At 67.6% G+C, this 16,358-nt stretch carries 18 protein-coding genes and 1 pseudogene; 12 read left to right on the top strand and 7 right to left on the bottom strand.

What is annotated here, in order from left to right:
• Entirely contained in the window at window positions 1–639 is a 639-nt protein-coding gene (upp, locus tag ACYJSS_RS17040; RefSeq protein WP_236205797.1) for a uracil phosphoribosyltransferase, read from the bottom strand.
• A 269-nt stretch (window positions 640–908) separates the two neighbouring features.
• Between upp and ACYJSS_RS17035 the strand changes: the two genes are divergently transcribed.
• Window positions 909–1,466 (top strand): hypoxanthine-guanine phosphoribosyltransferase, encoded by a 558-nt coding sequence (locus ACYJSS_RS17035; protein WP_021222255.1) that lies wholly within the window; start codon window positions 909–911, stop codon window positions 1,464–1,466.
• 4 nt (window positions 1,467–1,470) lie between these two features.
• Window positions 1,471–1,941, top strand: a complete 471-nt coding sequence (locus ACYJSS_RS17030) for a WbuC family cupin fold metalloprotein (protein WP_236205796.1) — start codon at window positions 1,471–1,473, stop codon at window positions 1,939–1,941.
• Here the strand turns inward: ACYJSS_RS17030 and dauA are convergent.
• Window positions 1,929–3,653: a C4-dicarboxylic acid transporter DauA gene (gene dauA, locus ACYJSS_RS17025; RefSeq protein ID WP_111260966.1), complete on the bottom strand. Its 1,725-nt coding sequence runs from the start codon at window positions 3,651–3,653 to the stop codon at window positions 1,929–1,931. The genes ACYJSS_RS17030 and dauA overlap by 13 nt on opposite strands.
• Window positions 3,654–3,782: 129 nt before the next feature.
• On the opposite strand from dauA, the gene ACYJSS_RS17020 reads away from it, so the two are divergent.
• The 3 genes from ACYJSS_RS17020 (at window position 3,783) to ACYJSS_RS17010 (ending at window position 6,063) form a co-directional block, all read left to right on the top strand.
• Entirely contained in the window at window positions 3,783–4,304 is a 522-nt protein-coding gene (locus ACYJSS_RS17020) for a hypothetical protein (RefSeq protein ID WP_236205795.1), read from the top strand.
• A gap of 63 nt (window positions 4,305–4,367) precedes the next feature.
• Window positions 4,368–4,655: a PA4642 family protein gene (locus ACYJSS_RS17015; RefSeq protein ID WP_111260964.1), complete on the top strand. Its 288-nt coding sequence runs from the start codon at window positions 4,368–4,370 to the stop codon at window positions 4,653–4,655.
• Between the two features lie 100 nt (window positions 4,656–4,755).
• Entirely contained in the window at window positions 4,756–6,063 is a 1,308-nt protein-coding gene (locus ACYJSS_RS17010; RefSeq protein WP_111260963.1) for a WD40 repeat domain-containing protein, read from the top strand.
• 137 nt (window positions 6,064–6,200) lie between these two features.
• Here ACYJSS_RS17010 and mqo read toward each other — a convergent pair whose 3' ends face one another.
• Window positions 6,201–7,724, bottom strand: a complete 1,524-nt coding sequence (mqo, locus tag ACYJSS_RS17005; RefSeq protein WP_111260962.1) for a malate dehydrogenase (quinone) — start codon at window positions 7,722–7,724, stop codon at window positions 6,201–6,203.
• A gap of 341 nt (window positions 7,725–8,065) precedes the next feature.
• Window positions 8,066–8,302 carry a hypothetical protein gene (locus tag ACYJSS_RS17000; RefSeq protein ID WP_309296188.1) on the bottom strand — a complete coding sequence of 79 codons (237 nt, stop codon included), beginning with the start codon at window positions 8,300–8,302 and terminating at the stop codon, window positions 8,066–8,068.
• 170 nt (window positions 8,303–8,472) lie between these two features.
• Here ACYJSS_RS17000 and ACYJSS_RS16995 point away from each other — a divergent pair, with 170 nt between their 5' ends.
• Both ACYJSS_RS16995 and ACYJSS_RS16990 read left to right on the top strand, forming a co-directional pair.
• Complete coding sequence (locus tag ACYJSS_RS16995) at window positions 8,473–9,057, top strand: YajG family lipoprotein (RefSeq protein WP_111260961.1); 585 nt, start codon at window positions 8,473–8,475, stop codon at window positions 9,055–9,057.
• Between the two features lie 179 nt (window positions 9,058–9,236).
• The gene (locus ACYJSS_RS16990) at window positions 9,237–9,524 is read left to right on the top strand and encodes a hypothetical protein (protein ID WP_111260960.1); all 288 of its coding nucleotides are present in this window, start codon (window positions 9,237–9,239) and stop codon (window positions 9,522–9,524) included.
• Window positions 9,525–9,599: 75 nt separating this feature from the next.
• On the opposite strand, the gene ACYJSS_RS16985 is transcribed toward ACYJSS_RS16990, so the two are convergent.
• Window positions 9,600–10,763 (bottom strand): 1-acyl-sn-glycerol-3-phosphate acyltransferase, encoded by a 1,164-nt coding sequence (locus tag ACYJSS_RS16985; protein WP_111260959.1) that lies wholly within the window; start codon window positions 10,761–10,763, stop codon window positions 9,600–9,602.
• Window positions 10,764–10,867: 104 nt separating this feature from the next.
• On the opposite strand from ACYJSS_RS16985, the gene ACYJSS_RS16980 reads away from it, so the two are divergent.
• Genes ACYJSS_RS16980 through ACYJSS_RS16970 form a run of 3 tightly spaced genes read left to right on the top strand, consistent with a single transcriptional unit; the run spans window position 10,868 to window position 11,947 of the window.
• Window positions 10,868–11,050: a CPXCG motif-containing cysteine-rich protein gene (locus ACYJSS_RS16980; RefSeq protein WP_021222266.1), complete on the top strand. Its 183-nt coding sequence runs from the start codon at window positions 10,868–10,870 to the stop codon at window positions 11,048–11,050.
• Window positions 11,050–11,310, top strand: a complete 261-nt coding sequence (locus tag ACYJSS_RS16975; RefSeq protein ID WP_021222267.1) for a putative signal transducing protein — start codon at window positions 11,050–11,052, stop codon at window positions 11,308–11,310. Before ACYJSS_RS16980 ends, ACYJSS_RS16975 begins: the two co-directional genes overlap by 1 nt.
• Before the next feature lie 22 nt (window positions 11,311–11,332).
• Complete coding sequence (locus ACYJSS_RS16970; RefSeq protein WP_236205794.1) at window positions 11,333–11,947, top strand: SOS response-associated peptidase; 615 nt, start codon at window positions 11,333–11,335, stop codon at window positions 11,945–11,947.
• A 201-nt stretch (window positions 11,948–12,148) separates the two neighbouring features.
• On the opposite strand, the gene ACYJSS_RS16965 is transcribed toward ACYJSS_RS16970, so the two are convergent.
• Window positions 12,149–12,991 (bottom strand): methyl-accepting chemotaxis protein, encoded by an 843-nt coding sequence (locus tag ACYJSS_RS16965; RefSeq protein ID WP_371877108.1) that lies wholly within the window; start codon window positions 12,989–12,991, stop codon window positions 12,149–12,151.
• A gap of 15 nt (window positions 12,992–13,006) precedes the next feature.
• Window positions 13,007–13,207: pseudogene (locus ACYJSS_RS16960) on the bottom strand (HAMP domain-containing protein); the annotation flags it as partial.
• A gap of 1,250 nt (window positions 13,208–14,457) precedes the next feature.
• Here ACYJSS_RS16960 and ACYJSS_RS16955 point away from each other — a divergent pair.
• Both ACYJSS_RS16955 and ACYJSS_RS16950 read left to right on the top strand, forming a co-directional pair.
• A complete protein-coding gene (locus ACYJSS_RS16955) occupies window positions 14,458–15,273 on the top strand; it encodes a M48 family metallopeptidase (RefSeq protein ID WP_236205792.1) in 816 nt (271 codons plus the stop codon).
• Window positions 15,274–15,358: 85 nt separating this feature from the next.
• Window positions 15,359–16,342, top strand: coding sequence for an NAD-dependent epimerase/dehydratase family protein (locus ACYJSS_RS16950; RefSeq protein WP_236205791.1), 984 nt, complete (start codon window positions 15,359–15,361; stop codon window positions 16,340–16,342).
• Window positions 16,343–16,358 lie beyond the last annotated feature (16 nt).

Here is a 16,358-nt window from a genome sequence, read left to right as displayed (position 1 = left end):
TCAGGTGTCCTTCTGCTTGGTGCCGAAGATCTTGTCACCGGCATCGCCCAGGCCCGGGATGATGTAGCCGTGTTCGTTGAGCTTTTCGTCGATCGAGGCGGTGAAGATCATCACGTCCGGGTGGGCGTCGTTGACCACCTTGATGCCTTCGGGCGCCGCCACCAGCACCATGGCGCGGATCTCCTTGCAGCCGGCGCGCTTGAGCAGCTCGATGGTGGCGACCATGGAGCCGCCGGTGGCCAGCATCGGGTCGATGATCAGCGCCAGGCGCTCATCGATCTCGGGGGCCAGCTTCTCCAGGTAGGTGTGCGCCTCGAGCGTCTCCTCGTTGCGGGCCACGCCCACGGCGCTGACCTTGGCGCCGGGGACCAGGCTGAGCACGCCGTCGAGCATGCCGATGCCGGCGCGCAGGATGGGCACCACGGTGATCTTCTTGCCGGCGATCTTCTCCACCTGCACCGGGCCCGCCCAGCCCTGAATCTCGTAGTTTTCCAGGGGCAGGTCGTTGGTCGCTTCATAGGTGAGCAGGGCGCCCACTTCCTGAGCCAGTTCGCGGAAGTTCTTCGTGCTGATGTCGGCGCGGCGCATCAGGCCGATTTTGTGGCGGATCAGCGGGTGGCGGATCTCTCGGATAGGCATGGGGTGTTACTCCGGCGGGCTGGCAAAAAAATTGCGTTAGATTAAAGCATTGCCCGTGCCATGTCGTGACTGACTGGCGGGTCGCACGACGTTCGGGGCGGCACATCAGCAGGCTCCCGGCGCTGCGACAAACTATCCTCCGACACTCGTCCGGCGGGGCTTGCTCCGGGACAAGCGGATGAGTACCTTTGCCGACTTTTATCTTGACGCCCCGATCAACTTCCCTCGGGAAGACAGGGCCAACGCCGCTCAAAAACAGAGGAAAAGCCATGCCCGCCGATCTCGCCCACATCCGCCAGGTAATGGCCGAAGCCGACTGCCTGTACACCGATGCCCAGGTCGAAGCCGCCATCGACCAGATCGCCGGCGCCATCAATGGCGAGCTGGCCGAGCGCAACCCCGTGGTCTTCTGCGTGATGAACGGCGGCCTGATCTTCGCCGGCAAGCTGCTGCCGAAGCTGGATTTCCCGCTGGAGCTGTCCTACCTGCACGCCACCCGCTACCGCAACGAAACCAGCGGCGGCGAGCTGTTCTGGAAGGCCAAGCCGGAGATCTCCTTCATCGACCGTGACGTGCTGATCATCGACGACATCCTCGACGAAGGGCACACCCTCGCCGCCATCATCGACTTCTGCAAGCACGCCGGCGCCGCCCACGTGCACACCGCCGTGCTGATCGACAAGACCCACGACCGCAAGGCCCGCCCGGACCTGAAGGCCGACTACGTGGGCCTGCCCTGCGTGGACCGCTACATCTTCGGCTACGGCATGGACTACAAGGGCTACTGGCGCAACGCCGCCGGCATCTTCGCCGTCAAGGGACTCTGAGCCCGTGGCCGCGCGCTTCCTCGACCAGTCGCTGTTCACCGAACTGGCCGCAGGGGCCGCAGCCAGCCCGCGCCAGCGGCTGCACCACAACTTCCACGAGATGGAAGAGCCCTGCCACCGCATGGCGGTGGGGCTGCAGCCCGGCACCTACCTCGCGCCCCATCGCCATCTCTCTGCCGACAAGGCCGAGACCCTGTTGGTCCTGCAGGGCCGCCTGGGCCTGCTGCTGTTCGCCGACGACGGCGAGCTGGAGGCGACCCGTGAACTGGTCGCCGGGGGCGAATGCGTCGGTGTCGATCTCCCGCCCGGGCAGTACCACGCCCTGGTGGTGCTGGCGGCCGACAGCCTGCTCTTCGAATGCAAGGCCGGCCCCTATCGTGCGCTCGTCGAGGCTGAGTACGCGCCCTGGGCGCCACGCGAAGGCGAGCCCGCCGCCCTCGACTACCTGGCCTGGATGCGCGCTCAGTTCGACTGAGGCTCCAGCCAGCGCAGGGCCTTGGCGCGCGCCTGCTCCAGGTCGCGCACATAGGCCAGGCGCCCTTCCTCGCGGAGGATGCCGGCGCGGCGCAGCTTCAGCCGCACCCGCGTGGTGGTGCCCACCAGGACCAGGCCGATCCCCTGCCTGCGGTAGTCACCCAACAGGTTCTCGATGGCCGCCAGGGCGGTCATGTCCAGCAGCGGCACCGCGCTGATCTCGACGATCACCACCTTCACCTGCGGGTTGAGCCGGCGCAGCACGCTCAATGCCTTCTCCGCCACGCCGAAGAACAGCGGGCCGCGGATCACGTAGGGCATCACCTGTTCCGGCAGGCCGTCCAGCGCCTGGTGGAAGCGCGGCGGCAGCGGCAGGGCGTCGGTCAGGTCGCTCATGCGCTTGATGAACAGGGCGGCGGCCAGCAACAGGCCGACGCCCACCGCCAGCACCATGTCGAAGAGCACCGTCAGTACCAGGCAGGTGAGCAGCACCAGCACGTCGTTGCGCGGGGCGATGCGCAGCGTGTGGGCGACGTGGCGCGCCTCGCTCATGTTCCACGCCACCATCAGCAGCAACGCCGCCAGGGCGGCCATCGGCAGGTAGCTGAACAGCGGCGCGAGCAGCAACATGGCCAGCAGCACCACGCCGGCGTGGATCACCGACGCGATGGGCGATACGGCACCGGCGCGCACGTTGGCGGCGCTGCGGGCGATGGCGGCGGTGGCGGTGATGCCGCCGAACAGCGGGGCGACCAGGTTGCCCAGGCCCTGGCCCAGCAGCTCGGCGTTGGGGTCGTGGCGGGTGCCGGCCATGCCGTCTGAAACCACGGCGCAGAGCAGCGATTCGATGGCGCCGAGCATGGCGATGGCGAAGGCCGGTGCGAGCAGCTGGCGCACCAGTTCGAAGGACAGCACCAGCGGCGCGCCGCTGGCCCCTGGCAGTTGCCAGGGCCAGGCGAAGCTCGGCAGGAATGGCGGGATGCCCGGGTGCACCACGCCGTCCAGTTCGTAGGTGAAGCGTTCGCCCAGGGTGGCCACCGGCAGGCCCATGCCTTCGAGGGCGAGGCCCAGCAGGGCGCCGACCGCCAGGGCTACCAGGTGCCCCGGCACCTTGGGCACCAGGCGCGGCCACAGCAGCAGGACGCCGAGGCAGGCCAGGGCCACCAGTGCATCGCCAAGGTGCGCACCGGGCAGCGCCCGGGCCAGCAGGCCGATCTGCTCGACGTAGTTCTGCGGCGGGTGCGCCAGTTGCAGGCCCAGCAGGTCCTTGACCTGCAGGGTGGCGATGACGATGCCGATGCCGGCGGTGAAGCCCAGGGTCACCGGGTAGGGGATGAACTGGATCAACCGGCCGAAGCGCGCCAGGCCCATGGCGATGAGGATCATCCCGGCCATCATGGTGCACAGCAGCAGGCCGCCGAGGCCGAACTGCTGGGTGATCGGCAGGAGGATGACCACGAAGGCGGCGGTGGGGCCGGAGACGTTGAAGCGCGAGCCGCCGGTGAGGGCGATCAGCGGGGCGGCCACCAGCACCGTGTAGAGGCCGTGCTGCGGGGCGACCCCAACGGCGATGGCCAGGGCCATGGCCAGCGGGATGGCGACTATACCCACCGTCAGCCCGGCACCCAGGTCGTTGCGCAGGGATCTCCAGGAATAACCGCTGCGCAGGCTCTGGCGCAGGGCGGCGAACAAGGGCGGCAGGGGTAGTGACATGGCGGGCTCCTCGGCGGAAGGCACCGAGTATAAGGGCTGCACGGCGCCAGGCACCTTGACCTGAGTCCAATGACCAAGGGCCAGGAGCCCGTGCTAGAGTGCTGCGCTCGTTCGTACCGGGAGTTGCCGATGTCTCGCCGTAGCCGTTTCGCCGCCGTCCTCCTGCTCGCCGCCAGCCTGCCCCTGGCTGCCGCCCCGGGCGAGGCGCCCAAGGGCACAGCCACGCCATTGCACGCCGAGTTCCTGCCGCCGGACGAGCAGGGCCTGCGCCAGGAACAGCCCGAACAGGTGGTGCTGCTGAAGGTGGCCAGCTACCGCGTCACCCTGGGCAACCAGCGCCAGTCCAACCAGCAGCCGATCCCGATCACCACGCCGATGCTGATCCAGCTGCGTGCCACGCCCGTAGGCAAGGCGGTCGGCAAGGGCTCGGAGGCGGTCGATGTACAGATCGATTTCGAGGTCGACGGCAAGAGCCTGAAGAAGGCGACCTACGACGAGGCCGCCCGCAAGCTGACGCTGCACTATCCACAGTCCCAGTACCGCGCGGTGCTCGATCTGCTGCGCAACGGCGCGGTGTTCTGCCAGTTCGCCGCCTACCCCAATGGCCATGTCTGGGCCGACCTGCACCAGGGGCCCGTACGCCTGCGTTGAGCCGCGTCGGCCTGCGGGGGTAAACTTCGGGCCCCGTGTGTTCCGGCCAGAGAGTAGTGAGCGATGCGCAAAGACAAGAAGCAGGTGATCGGCGAAGAGATCACCGAGGACTCGATCAAGCTGTTCCTCGAGGTGGAGCCGGCCGATGACACGCCGCCGTCCCTGCACAAGCTGGTCAAGGCCTACCGTGGCCTGCGCATCGACGACTTCGAGCGTTTCCTGCAGTTCTTCCTCGAGGCCGGCTACGACCTCGCTGCCAAGGACGCCCAGGGCAACGACTTCATCGCCCTGATCAAGGACCAGCGCCTGGCCGAGCCCTACATCGAGGCGGTACAGGCCGCCCGGGGCTGATCCGGCACGAACCCATCCACAGGAACCCGCCTTCGAGCGGGTTTCTGCTTTTCTGGGCCTGGCGAAAACAGTGACCCAGCGCACGCACGAGGAGGTGCACATGAGCAAGGAAGACGCATCGCAACGCTGGCAGCGGCAGACCATCGCCTATGCCCGCGCGATCAACGCCTATGTCGAGAAAGGCCTGCGCGAGGGCTGGGACAACGTGGGCGACGAACCCAGTTCCGCCGGGCGCGAGAAGCTGGTCCCGGCGCTGCTGGAGGCGCTGCGCGAGGCCAACCGCAACGGCCGGCTGGACGGGCTGCAGGCGACCTGGCCGCCGGCCCATGCGCCACTGCACGAGGTGCTCGACGAGAAGGGCCAGGCGATCCCCCTGCTGGCGCTGCTCGATGATGGCTCCATCGTCGCGCGCATCGGCGCCACCTGGGAGCCGGGGCGGGTGGTGCGCATCGTCGGTGATCGGGTCGAGGAGGTGCCTGGCCTGGCGTTCTTCGGTGCCTGCCCCAACCGCCGTTTCTACGCGCTGGCGCGGGAGACGGGTGTGGAGGTGCATGACGGCTGGGACGGCCCGGTCGTGCTGCGCTGCCCCTGGCCGCGAGGTGATGAGGACGCGCCCGAGGGCGTGGCGCTGGAAGCCTTTGCCGAGACGCCGCGCCCCACGCGCCTGCAGCCCTTCCCGGACGGCCGCCGGGTGCTGCTGGTGAGCGGCTCCGGCATCTTCGTGCTGGAGCCGGAAGGCGCGCGCCGCCTGTACCCGGACAACGCATCGCTCAGGGAATACGCCGAGAGCACCGACTACGAGCCGCCGTATTCCACCGGCCTGAGCATGGAGCACGGCGCGGTATCGGCGGACGGACGCTGGATCGCGGTGGGCGCCCAGGACGGACGTCATCACTTGTTCGATGCCGACCTGCAGCCCGTCGCGGCCATCGGCCCCCATGGCGAGTACCCGCACTTCGCGCTGTTCAGCGGTGATGGCCGCAGCGTCGCCTTCAACGCCTGTCACTTCTACAACGGCGGCACCATCGCCGTGGACCTGGCCCGGGCGCCGGGCCTGGATTCGGACCACTACGAGGAGGTGGACGGGGTGACGCTGGTGGAGGCGGGCGCGCGGGTCTACGCCGGCGCCTCCCAGGGTGACCGATTCATCCTTGGCGACGCCTACGGCTACCTGCGCTGCGTCGATGCGGCGGGTAACCCCGTCTGGCAGCACTTCCTCGGCTCGACCCTCTGCGCCATCGACCTGTCCGCCGATGGCCGCACCCTGGTGGCCTCCAGCTACGCCGGGATCATCGCCATCATCGACCTGGACGCCGGCCGCCCCGAATGGCAGATCGGCACCGGCGAACACCACGAGCGCCGGCGCTGGCTGTTCTGGAAGGGCGAGGAAACACCGTTGGCCTGGTGAGTGGCGTTGTGGGGGCGAATTCATTCGCGATCAGGGTGCCCGGACCTTCGCGGTTGAAACCGCTCCCACATGGCCTGGAGGCTCAGCCCAGAACGAAAAAACCGCCCCGAGGGGCGGTTCTTTCATGGCGCTGAAGCTCAGCCCGCAGTGGCGGCGCTGGCTTCGGCCGGCTTGGCGGTCGCGATACCCAGGCGGGCGTCCGACTCCTGGCTGACACGGTGGTAGAGCTCGGCGTCGACTTCCAGCTCCTTCTCCCGGGCGGGGAAGATTTCCTTCAGCTTGGCGCTCCACTCGGCCGAGCGGGCCTGCTCGGCGAAGCAGCGTTCGATCAGGTTGAGCATGATCGAGACGGTCACCGAGGCACCCGGCGATGCGCCGAGCAGGGCGGCGATGCTGCCGTCCTCGGCGGCCACCAGCTCGGTGCCGAACTGCAGGATGCCGCCTTTCTTGGCGTCCTTCTTGATGATCTGCACGCGCTGGCCGGCCACTTCCAGGCGCCAGTCGGCCGGATCGAGCTCCGGGTAGAACTTGCGCAGGGCATCGAGGCGCTGTTCCTGGGACTGCATCACTTCCTTGATCAGGTAGCGGGTCAGGTCCATGTTGTCGCGCGCCACGGCCAGCATCGGGCCGAGGTTGCTCGGGCGGACCGACAGCGGCAGGTCGAGGAAGGAGCCGTGCTTGAGGAACTTGGTGGTGAAGCCGGCGTAGGGTCCGAACAGCAGGGACTTCTTGCCGTCGACCACGCGGGTGTCCAGGTGCGGCACGGACATCGGCGGGGCACCCACTTCGGCCTGGCTGTAGACCTTGGCCTGGTGGTGCTTGACCACCTCGGGGTTGTCGCAGCGCAGCCACTGGCCGCTCACCGGGAAGCCGCCGAAGCCCTTGCCTTCCGGGATGCCCGACAGCTGCAGCAGCGGCAGCGCGCCGCCGCCGGCGCCGAGGAACACGAAGCGCGCGGAGACTTCACGGCTGGCGCCGCTCTGGGTGTTCTTGATGCTGACCTTCCAGCCCTCGTCGGTGCGCTTGAGGTCGGTGACCTTCTGGAAGTAGCTGACGCGGGTATCCGCCTGGGTGGCGAGGTACTGCAGCAGCTGGTTGGTCAGGGCGCCGAAGTTGACGTCGGTGCCATTGGCCGCGCGGGTGGCGGCGACCGCTTCGTCCGCAGGGCGGCCGGGCATCATCAGCGGCATCCATTCGGCCAGGGTGGCTCGGTCTTCCGAGTACTCCATGTGGGCGAAGGCGTGGTGCTTGGTGATGGCCTCGAAGCGCGTCTTGAGGAAGGGGATGTCCTTGCCGCGCACGAAGGACAGGTGCGGCACGGCGTTGATGAAGTCACGCGGCGAACCGAAGCCTGGCTTGCCGCTCAGGTAGGACCAGAACTGCTTGGAGACTTCGAACTGGGTATTGATGAGGACCGCTTTCTTGATGTCGATGGAGCCATCGGCGGCCTGGGGGGTGTAGTTCAGCTCGCACAGGCCGGCATGGCCGGTGCCCGCGTTGTTCCAGGGGTTGGAGCTCTCGATGGCACCGGATTCGCGGAGTTCCGCGATTTCCAGCTTGATGCCCGGGTCGAGTTCCTTCAGCAGGACCGCCAGTGTGGCGCTCATGATGCCGGCCCCGACCAGCAACACGTCCACTGCTTGGTAATCGTCTTGCGCCATTTGCTCGCCACTCTCTCGTGAAGTAGTGAAAAACCGTCATCTCACGCTCTTTTGGAGACGTGAACCTCAAAAGAATCGCCTACCGGGGGCAGGCCGCTTCCATCAGCGCGGAGTTGCGCTGCGTCCATGCAAAAGAATTGCACTTCGGGCGGAAGGTGCGGCAGGCCAGCAATGGCAGCGCGAAAGTGGACGGCTCTCTGTGGGGCTGTGCGGGTGCCGAGCGAGTGCATCGGCCGGTGTTGCGAGGCCCGATCAGGAGACGACCTTATAATCGGGGGGCGATTGTAGCGAAGAAATCGTGGGAAATGAGCGTTTGTACGTGACTTTTATTCATCCATCGGTCAGGCCGCCAACGCTCGCGCTCCGCGCGCCTGCCGGACGACCCGCTTGAGCGGGGCGGCGGCCGGAAGGGGCTGGCCGATCCAGGACAGGCGAGGCTCGCGGACCTCGACCCAGTTGCCACGGGCGGGGGCTTCGGCGCTCTGGTGGAAGCCACGGCAGGCGCCCTTGTCGTCGAGCAGGGCGAAGCAGCGGATCTTGGGGCGGGGGGCGAACAGGGACCAGAGCAACATCATCATGGCTTTCTCCTTGGTTACGCCGCTTTATCCCACCCCCGCGTGACAGGGGCATTACAGGAACCCGGCAAGCTTCCCGGCGGTCTCAATCCAGGCCACCGGCAGCGCTCTGTCAGTAGGCGTGCCGGCTGGTTATACTCCCGGCCTTCCGCGTCCAACCTGGAGAAACAAGCATGCTGAATCGCGCGTTGCTCGGCCTGCTGGCCGGCCTCAGCCTGACCCTGGTCGGCTGTGCCCTCAGCCCGCAACAACTCAGCCCGCAACCCAAGCTCACCGGCCCGCTGACCCCCGTCGGCCAAGGCCAGCCGGTGGTGGTTCGTGTCGCCGATGGCCGTTCCTCGCCCATCCTCGGCACCCGTGGTGGCCTCTATGCGGACACCAGCAACATCACCGTGCAGGGCCAGGACATCCTGCCGCGCCTGCAGACCGAGGCCGAAGCCGCCGTGCGCCTGCTGGGCTTCACGCCGTCGCCCAACGCCTTCAACGCCCCGCAGCTGACCCTGACCCTGGCCGACCTGAAATACCAGTCGCCCAAGGAAGGTGTCTACGTGACCAAGGCCGACATCAGCGCCACCTTCCGCGTCGACGTGCAGAACGCCAGCCGTCGCTACAGCGGCCGCTACAGCGCCTCGCTGGCCCAGCAGTTCGGCACTGCGCCGAACCAGGAAACCAACACCAAGCTGGTTTCCGGCGTGCTCAGCGATGCCCTGACCCGCGCCTTCAAGGACCCGACCATCGGGCAGATGCTGGCGCAGTAAGGCGCTTCCCGTTGTGAAGGAGCCCGGCCCTCGCGCCGGGCTTTTTCTTGCCCGCGCGATTCGTCGGAAACGCAGCAGGGAGGCGGGGTGCTCGGGTAGACTCGCCGCCGAATCCGGATGGCCCGCTCCCCGCGCGGCCGTATTTCCACCTCGCAGGCCGCGCCTGCTCGGAGTTGAAGATGTCCCTGCAGGACCTCTGGTCTGCCTACCTCGTCCATCCCCACCAGGTGGTCAACGCCCTGGCGCTGTTCTTCGCCCTGGTCGGTGCGTGGCTGCTGGTCGCCACCCGCCTGCGCGAACAGCGTGTCGCCGGCCGCCTGGCTGCCGACAGCGAACTGGAGGACGTGGCGCAGCCAACGCTGATGCCGGACGAGTCCACCCTGCGGCTCAACCGCTTCTTCTACGCCTTCGGCTATTTCAGCCTGGCGGTGGCACTGGGCGTTTCCTGGGCCAGCACCCAGCTCTGAGGCCAAAGCGGGCAATGCCCCGATGCACATGAAAACGGCGACCCTGGGGTCGCCGTTTTGCATGGCGCGGAACGATCAGAGCGGCAGGCCTGCCTTGATGCGGTACTGGTTGCGCACGGGCGTCGCGTACTGCAGCACCAGCCAGGGGCGCTGTTCCTCGGGGCAGGCATCAAGGCGCTTCTGCCATTCGGCACGGGCGCGGGCGATCTCGTCGCTGCCGAACAGGCTTTCCAGTTTCGGCACCGCCAGCGCCGGGTCGCGCTCGCTCCACAAGGCATAGGCCAGGTAGTGCACGGGGAACAGGCGATAGCCGCCCAGGATGCGGCGATCCATCTCCGCGGCCAGCAGCTTGGCGTCGCCGATGTCCTCGCGGATCTCGTCGTTGAAGGCGATGTGTACCCGGCCTTTGTAGCCGGTGATGCCCAGGGCGATGCTGGTGTCGTCCTCGCCCGGTGCCTTCTCGTAGCTGCCGGTGGTGGCGCGGATGTAGAGCTCGCGAGCCTTGGCCAGGTCGCAGGGGTCGTATTCGTAGCTGATCGACACCGGCACCACGTGCAGGTCGTGGATCACCGCCGCGAAGGGCTCGTCCTTGCGGCTCATGTGGAACATCTTGAGGATCGCCGAGTCGGTGCGGTCGTCGCCGTCCTTCGCGCGGCCCTCGGCCTGGGCGATCCAGATCGACTGGCCGTCCACGCGGATCGAATGATTGATGTAGGCGGACAGCAGCTGGAAGGCCGCCAGCTTCTCGCGCCGGCCCGCCAGGTTGCGGTGCACGATGAAGCTCTTGTTCAGGCGCATGAGGTCGCTGACGAAGGGCTTCTGCAGCAGGTTGTCACCGATGGCGATGCGCGGCGTGGGCACCCCGGCGTGGTACACGGCGTAGTTGACGAAGGCCGGGTCCATGACGATGTCGCGGTGGTTGGCGACGAACAGGTAGGGGCTGCCCGGTGTGAGCTTGTCCACGCCCGAGTAGGTCACGCCGTCGGTGGCGCGCTCGATGGTGCGGTCGACATAGGGTTCGATCTTGTCCTGCAGCGCGGTGACCGAGGCGATGCCACGAAACTCGCGGCGCAGGCGATGAGCTATAACAGGCTTGAGCAGCCAGCCGAGCGGGCCTGCCAGGCGGGGGAAACGAAAACGGGTGAGGGCGCCGAGAAAGGCCGGGTCGGCGGACAGGCGCGCGAGCACCTCGGCCACCTCGGCATCGTCGTAGGGTCGGATGGCTTCGAATTCGCCCATCGTGTTCTCTTGTTGTGCTGCGGCTGGAGATAAGGGTGGAGCCCCGAATCACGGGGCCTGAAATAGACCGGCGATTATACAGCCAAGTCACACGGGAGTTTCGCATGCTGGAAACCCAGGCCTATGAATGCCCCTATTGCGGCGAACCGGTGGAAGCGCTGCTCGACCTTTCCGCGGGCGACCAGCAGTACATCGAGGATTGCCCGGTGTGCTGCCGGCCCATCGTCTTCGCGCTGGCCACCGACGGCGAGGACTGGAGCCTGGACGTGCGCCGGGAGGACGACTGATGCAGCGCATCTACGAGCCGGGTGATCTGATCGAGGCGCAGCTGCTGCTGGGCATGCTCGCCAGCGAAGGCGTCGAGGCCCACCTGGCGGGCGGGCACCTGCTGGGCGGTATCGGCGAACTGCCGCTGATGGGGCTGCTGGGCCTGCTGGTAGAGGACGAGGACGCCGAGCGGGCACGGCTGCTGATCGCCGCGTACAATGCCGCGCAACCCGTGCCGGGCGACGAGCCCGACAGCTACCCCGGCACCCTGCTGTGCTGAACCTGCCCGAGTCCCTCGCCCCATGTCCGGACGCTTCGCCCTGTTCCGCTGGTCGCCCGCTTTCGCCGCGCTGCCCGGCTTCCCTGCCGAGCAGCAGCCGCACTGGAACCTGGCGCCCGGCGCGCGGGTGCTGATGCTGCGCGAGCAGGCCGGCGAGCGCCGCCTGGACCTGGCCCGCTGGGGCCTGACCCCGGCCTGGCTCACCGATCTTTCGAAGACCCCCGCCCACGCCCGCGCCGAAACCCTGGTCGAGCAGCCGATGTTCCGCGATGCCTTCCGCCAGCGCCGTTGCCTGATCCCGGCCAACGGCTTTTATGAATGGCGTGGCGTGCGCAAGCGGCCGTACTGGATCAGCGGCGAGACCTCGCTGCTGCATTTTGCCGCGCTCTGGGAGCCCTTTCCGGTGGGTGATGCCGAGTACCTGAGCCTGGCGATGATCACCCGCCCCGCCGCCGACCTGCGCCGCCCGCTGGTGCTGGATGAGGCCGGCCAGCAGGCCTGGCTGGCCGCCGATACGGTCCCCGGCGACCTGCGTGCGCTGCTCACCGCCGCCTCGCCAGCCCTGCGCGAACGGGCGCTGGCCACCCTGGTCAACGACCCCAAGCTGGATGGTCCGGAGTGCCTGACGCCGGCGTGATCGGATCTTCCCGGGCTGAAGCCCGGGCTACAGGGCGTGCCTTGCTGGAGCGAATTCATTCGCGAATGAACGGCACGGACCCGAAGGGCTGCTCAACGGAGTCATGCGGGACAGGCGAATGGAAGGGGGCGACTGAAGTCGCCCCTACAATCCATTCTCCCTGCGTCATCCCCGCGGGCGCGGGGCCCCGACCGAGTAGATCTACACCCTGAACTGATTGATCAGCCGGCGCTGCTGCTCGGCCAGCTTGGTCAGCTCGGCGCTGGCCTGGGAGGCCTCGTCGGCGCCGCCGGCCACTTCGTTGGCCACCTGGCCGATGTTGGTGACGTTGCGGTTGATGTCCTCGGCCACCGCGCTCTGTTCCTCGGCGGCGCTAGCGATCTGGGTGTTCATGTCGTTGATCACCGATACAGCCTGGGTGATTGATTCCAGCGCATGGGCCGCCTCGCTGGCGGACTGCACGCTGGTGTCGGTCTTGTCCTGGCTGTCCTGCATCACCTTGACCACGTCCCGCGTGCCCTGCTGCAGCTGCTGGATCATGGTCTGGATCTCTTCTGTGGCCTGCTGGGTCTTCTGCGCCAGGTTGCGCACCTCGTCCGCCACCACGGCGAAGCCGCGGCCCTGCTCGCCGGCGCGGGCGGCCTCGATCGCGGCATTCAGAGCCAGCAGGTTGGTCTGCTCGGCGATGCCACGGATGGCGACCAGGATGGCGTTGATGTTCTCGCTGTCCTTGGCCAGGTTCTGCACCACGCCCACGGCGCGGCTGATCTCGCCGGCCAGGGCGGTGATGGCCTCGGTGGTGCTCTGCACGATGCGCTTGCCGTGGTTGGCGGCCTGGTCGGCATGGCTGGCGGCCTCGGCGGCGAGCGTGGCATTGCGCGCCACGTCCTGTGCGGTGGCGGTCATCTCGTGGACGGCGGTGGCCACCAGCTCGATCTCCGCCAGCTGTTTCTGCACGCCCTGGTTGGTGCGGATGGCGATGTCGGCGGTGTGCTCCGAGGAGTCGCTGACCTTCTGCACCGAGCTCACCACCTGGCTGATCATGGTCTGCAGCTTGGCCAGGAAGGTGTTGAAGCCGCTGGCGATGGAGCCCAGCTCGTCGGCGCGATCGGAGTGCAGGCGGCGGGTGAGGTCGCCTTCGCCCTGGGCGATGTCGTCGAGCATGGTCACCATCTGCCGCAGCGGGCTGGCGATGCCGAAGCCGACGAACCAGATCACCACCAGGCCGAGGGCGGCGATCAGCAGGCCCACCACCGTCATGCCGAAGATGTCCTCGTCACGCTGGGCGGAAAGGTCCGCTTCCAGTTTGTGCAGGTCCGCCATGACGGTTTCCAGCGGCATGTTCAGGCTCAGCGTCCAACTGGCATCGGTGCCCGCTACCTTGAAGGGGACCAGCAACAGGATGCGGCCACTGTCGCGATCGACGCGATAGACGGGCTGGTCGCCCTGCAGGGACTTGAGGCTCTCCGCCACTGCGCTGCCCAGCACCCGGTCGGCCGGCTCGCTGTTCTTGCTGGCATCGGCGGTGTAGGCCACCAGGCGCCTGTTGCTGGAGAGCAGGGCCATCTCGCCGACGCCGCCGTAGAGTTTCTGGTTGGCGCTGGTGAGCAGTTGCTGGATGAAGTCGAGGGAAAGGTCGGCGCCGGCGATGCCGCGGAACTGGCCTTTGACCATGATCGGCGCGTTGAAGGAGGCCAGCATGACCATCTTCCCGCCCATCTCGTAGGGGGCCGGGTCGACGACGCAGGGGCGCTTGGTGTCGCGCGGGCACAGGTAGTATTCGCCCTCGCGTACGCCGGTGGGCAACACCTTGGTGCTTTCCAGGGTGTCCCCCATGGGCTCCATCACCAGCTTGCCGGCGGCGTCGCGGTACCACCAGGGCATGAAGCGGCCGCCCTCGTTCTGCCCGGGCTGGCCGATGGAAGCGGCGTCATCGCCGAAGGCATTGGGCTCCCAGCCGATATAGGCGTCCAGCAGCTTGGGGTTGTTGGCGAGGATGTGCTGCAGCAGGTTGATCATCTCCTTGCGGCTGCTTTCCATCGCCACGGCACCGCTCTCGTCGGTCTCGCCGGCCAGGGCGTTGGTCTGCGCCAGGCTGCTGGCCACGGTCATCGGGTAGGCCAGTTCGCGCTGGATGTCCGCGACCTGGGAGGCGGCCAGGCTCAGCAGGCGTTCGCTGATGATCTGTTCCAGCAGTGACTGGGTGCGTGTCTGTACCAGCTCCTGGGTCCGTGCACCGGCGAACAGCGCATAGAGCACGAGGGCCACAACCACGGCGAGCACGCTGGCGCCGGCCAGCGTCGCGACCGAAAACTGGATCGATCTGAATTTCATGGGAACTCCCGGAGTCTCAGGTACAGCCTGTGTCCATGGCATATCGGCCGACAGTCGCCGAAGCATGAGCCTGCTTCACAAGAAAAGAACGCAAGTCGCTGGATGGCAAGGGATGCGGTTGCTCCGGGTCGTGGCGCGGGCATAGAGTACGGCGCAGTTTTCAAAGGAGAGTCACAGTGGCGAAGTCTCACATCATCGGCAGCCTTGCACTGCCCCTGCTGCTGGCGGGATGCCAGGCGGTCAATACCACCAGCGGCGGTGCGGTCGGCGTCGAGCGCAAGCAGTACATGTTCAGCATGCTGTCCGAGCAGCAGGTCAACCAGATGTACGCGCAGTCCTACCAGCAGACCCTGTCCGAGGCCTCGCAGCAGGGCGTGCTGGACAAGGACAGCGCGGACGCCAAGCGCGTCTCGGCCATCGCCAAGCGACTGATCGCCCAGACCACGGTGTTCCGTCCCGATGCCGGCAGCTGGGCCTGGGAAGCCAACGTGATCGACAGCGAGGAGCTCAACGCCAACTGCGGCCCGGGCGGCAAGATCATCGTCTACAGCGGCCTGATCGATCAGCTCAAGCTCACCGACGACGAGCTGGCGGCGGTGATGGGCCACGAGATCGCCCACGCCCTGCGCGAGCACGGCCGCGAGGCGATGTCCAAGGCCTATGGCGTGCAGATGGCCACCCAGCTCGGCTCCCTGCTGGGCGCCGGCGACCAGAGCCTGCAGATGGCCAACCAGGGCGTCGAGTACCTGATGACGCTGCCCAACAGCCGTGGCAACGAGAACGAGGCGGACCTGATCGGCCTCGAACTGTCCGCCCGTGCCGGCTACAACCCCAACGCCGCCATCACCCTGTGGCAGAAGATGAGCAAGGCCAGCGAAGGCGCACCGCCGGAGTTCATGAGCACCCACCCGTCTTCCAGCTCGCGCATCGCCTCCCTCCAGGCGGCCATTCCCAAGGTCATGCCGTTCTACCAGCAAGCCAGGGGCAAGTGACGCTGGCGGCCCTGCAGAGGCCGTCCTAGACTGCTCGCCGCCGCCTGCATGATGCAGGCGGCGTGCTTCGGATCGAGGGGTTCCCGTGAAGATCGCAGTCCTTGGCGCCACCGGCCTGCTGGGCCACCATACGGCCCGCGCCATCCGCGCGGCGGGCCACGAGCTGGTGCTGATCCATCGCCCCGCGTCGCGCATCGAGCGCCTGGGCTATCTCCACCCCCAGCTTCGCTCGGTCGAGCCCCTCGACCATCCTCAGCTCACCCGTGCCCTGGCCGATGTGGATGGCGTGGTCTTCTGCCGCCAGGATGCCCCCATCCGCCCTCGACGCTGGCAGGACGTCGTGGCCGGCGCGCTCGAGGAAACCAACCACTTCTATGCCGCCTGCCTCGCGGCCCATGTGCCGCGCATCCTGCTCGTCGGTGCCTCGGTCGTGCTGCCGCGCAATCCCGATGGCTCGCCGGGCCACGAAGGGTTGTTCTACGACGAGATGCCGCGCTGGAAGAACCCCTACCTGCTGAGCCAGTGGGCCCTGGACCGACAGGCCCGCGAGCAGGCCCGCGCCGGGTTGCCGGTGGTGATCGGCATCCCCGGCATGGCGTTGGGCGAGTTCGACGCCGGCCCCGGCCCGGGGCGCATCGTCACCGCCATCGCCAGCGGAGCCATGAGCCGCTACGTGGTGGGCCGGCGCAATGTCGTCGATGCCGCCGAAGCGGGGCGCGGGCTGTTGCTGGCGCTGGAGAAGGGAAGGGCTGGCGAGCGCTACCTGATCACCGGCCACGACATCGAGATGGCCGAGCTGACCGCGCACATCGCACGCCTGCTGGAAGTGCCGGCACCGACACCGATGCCGCTGGCGGTCGCACGGGGCATGGCGGCCCTGCAGCGCCTGCGTCAGCGCATGAGTGGCGAGGCTGCGAAAATCGACCCGACCTGCATCGCCGTGATGGCTGGCGGGCAGTTCCTCGACGGCACCAAGGCCGAGGCGGAGCTGGGCTTCAGGGCCGAGGTGGCGCTGGACGATACCCTGCGCCGGACCATTCGCTGGTTCGGTGAGAACGGCTATTTCTGAGGGCGTGCGGTGACGC

Source organism: Pseudomonas sp. No.21, assembly GCF_054558415.1.
The sequence above is the reverse complement of the archived record's forward strand: the minus strand, read 5'-3'. Positions and strand labels throughout refer to the sequence as shown.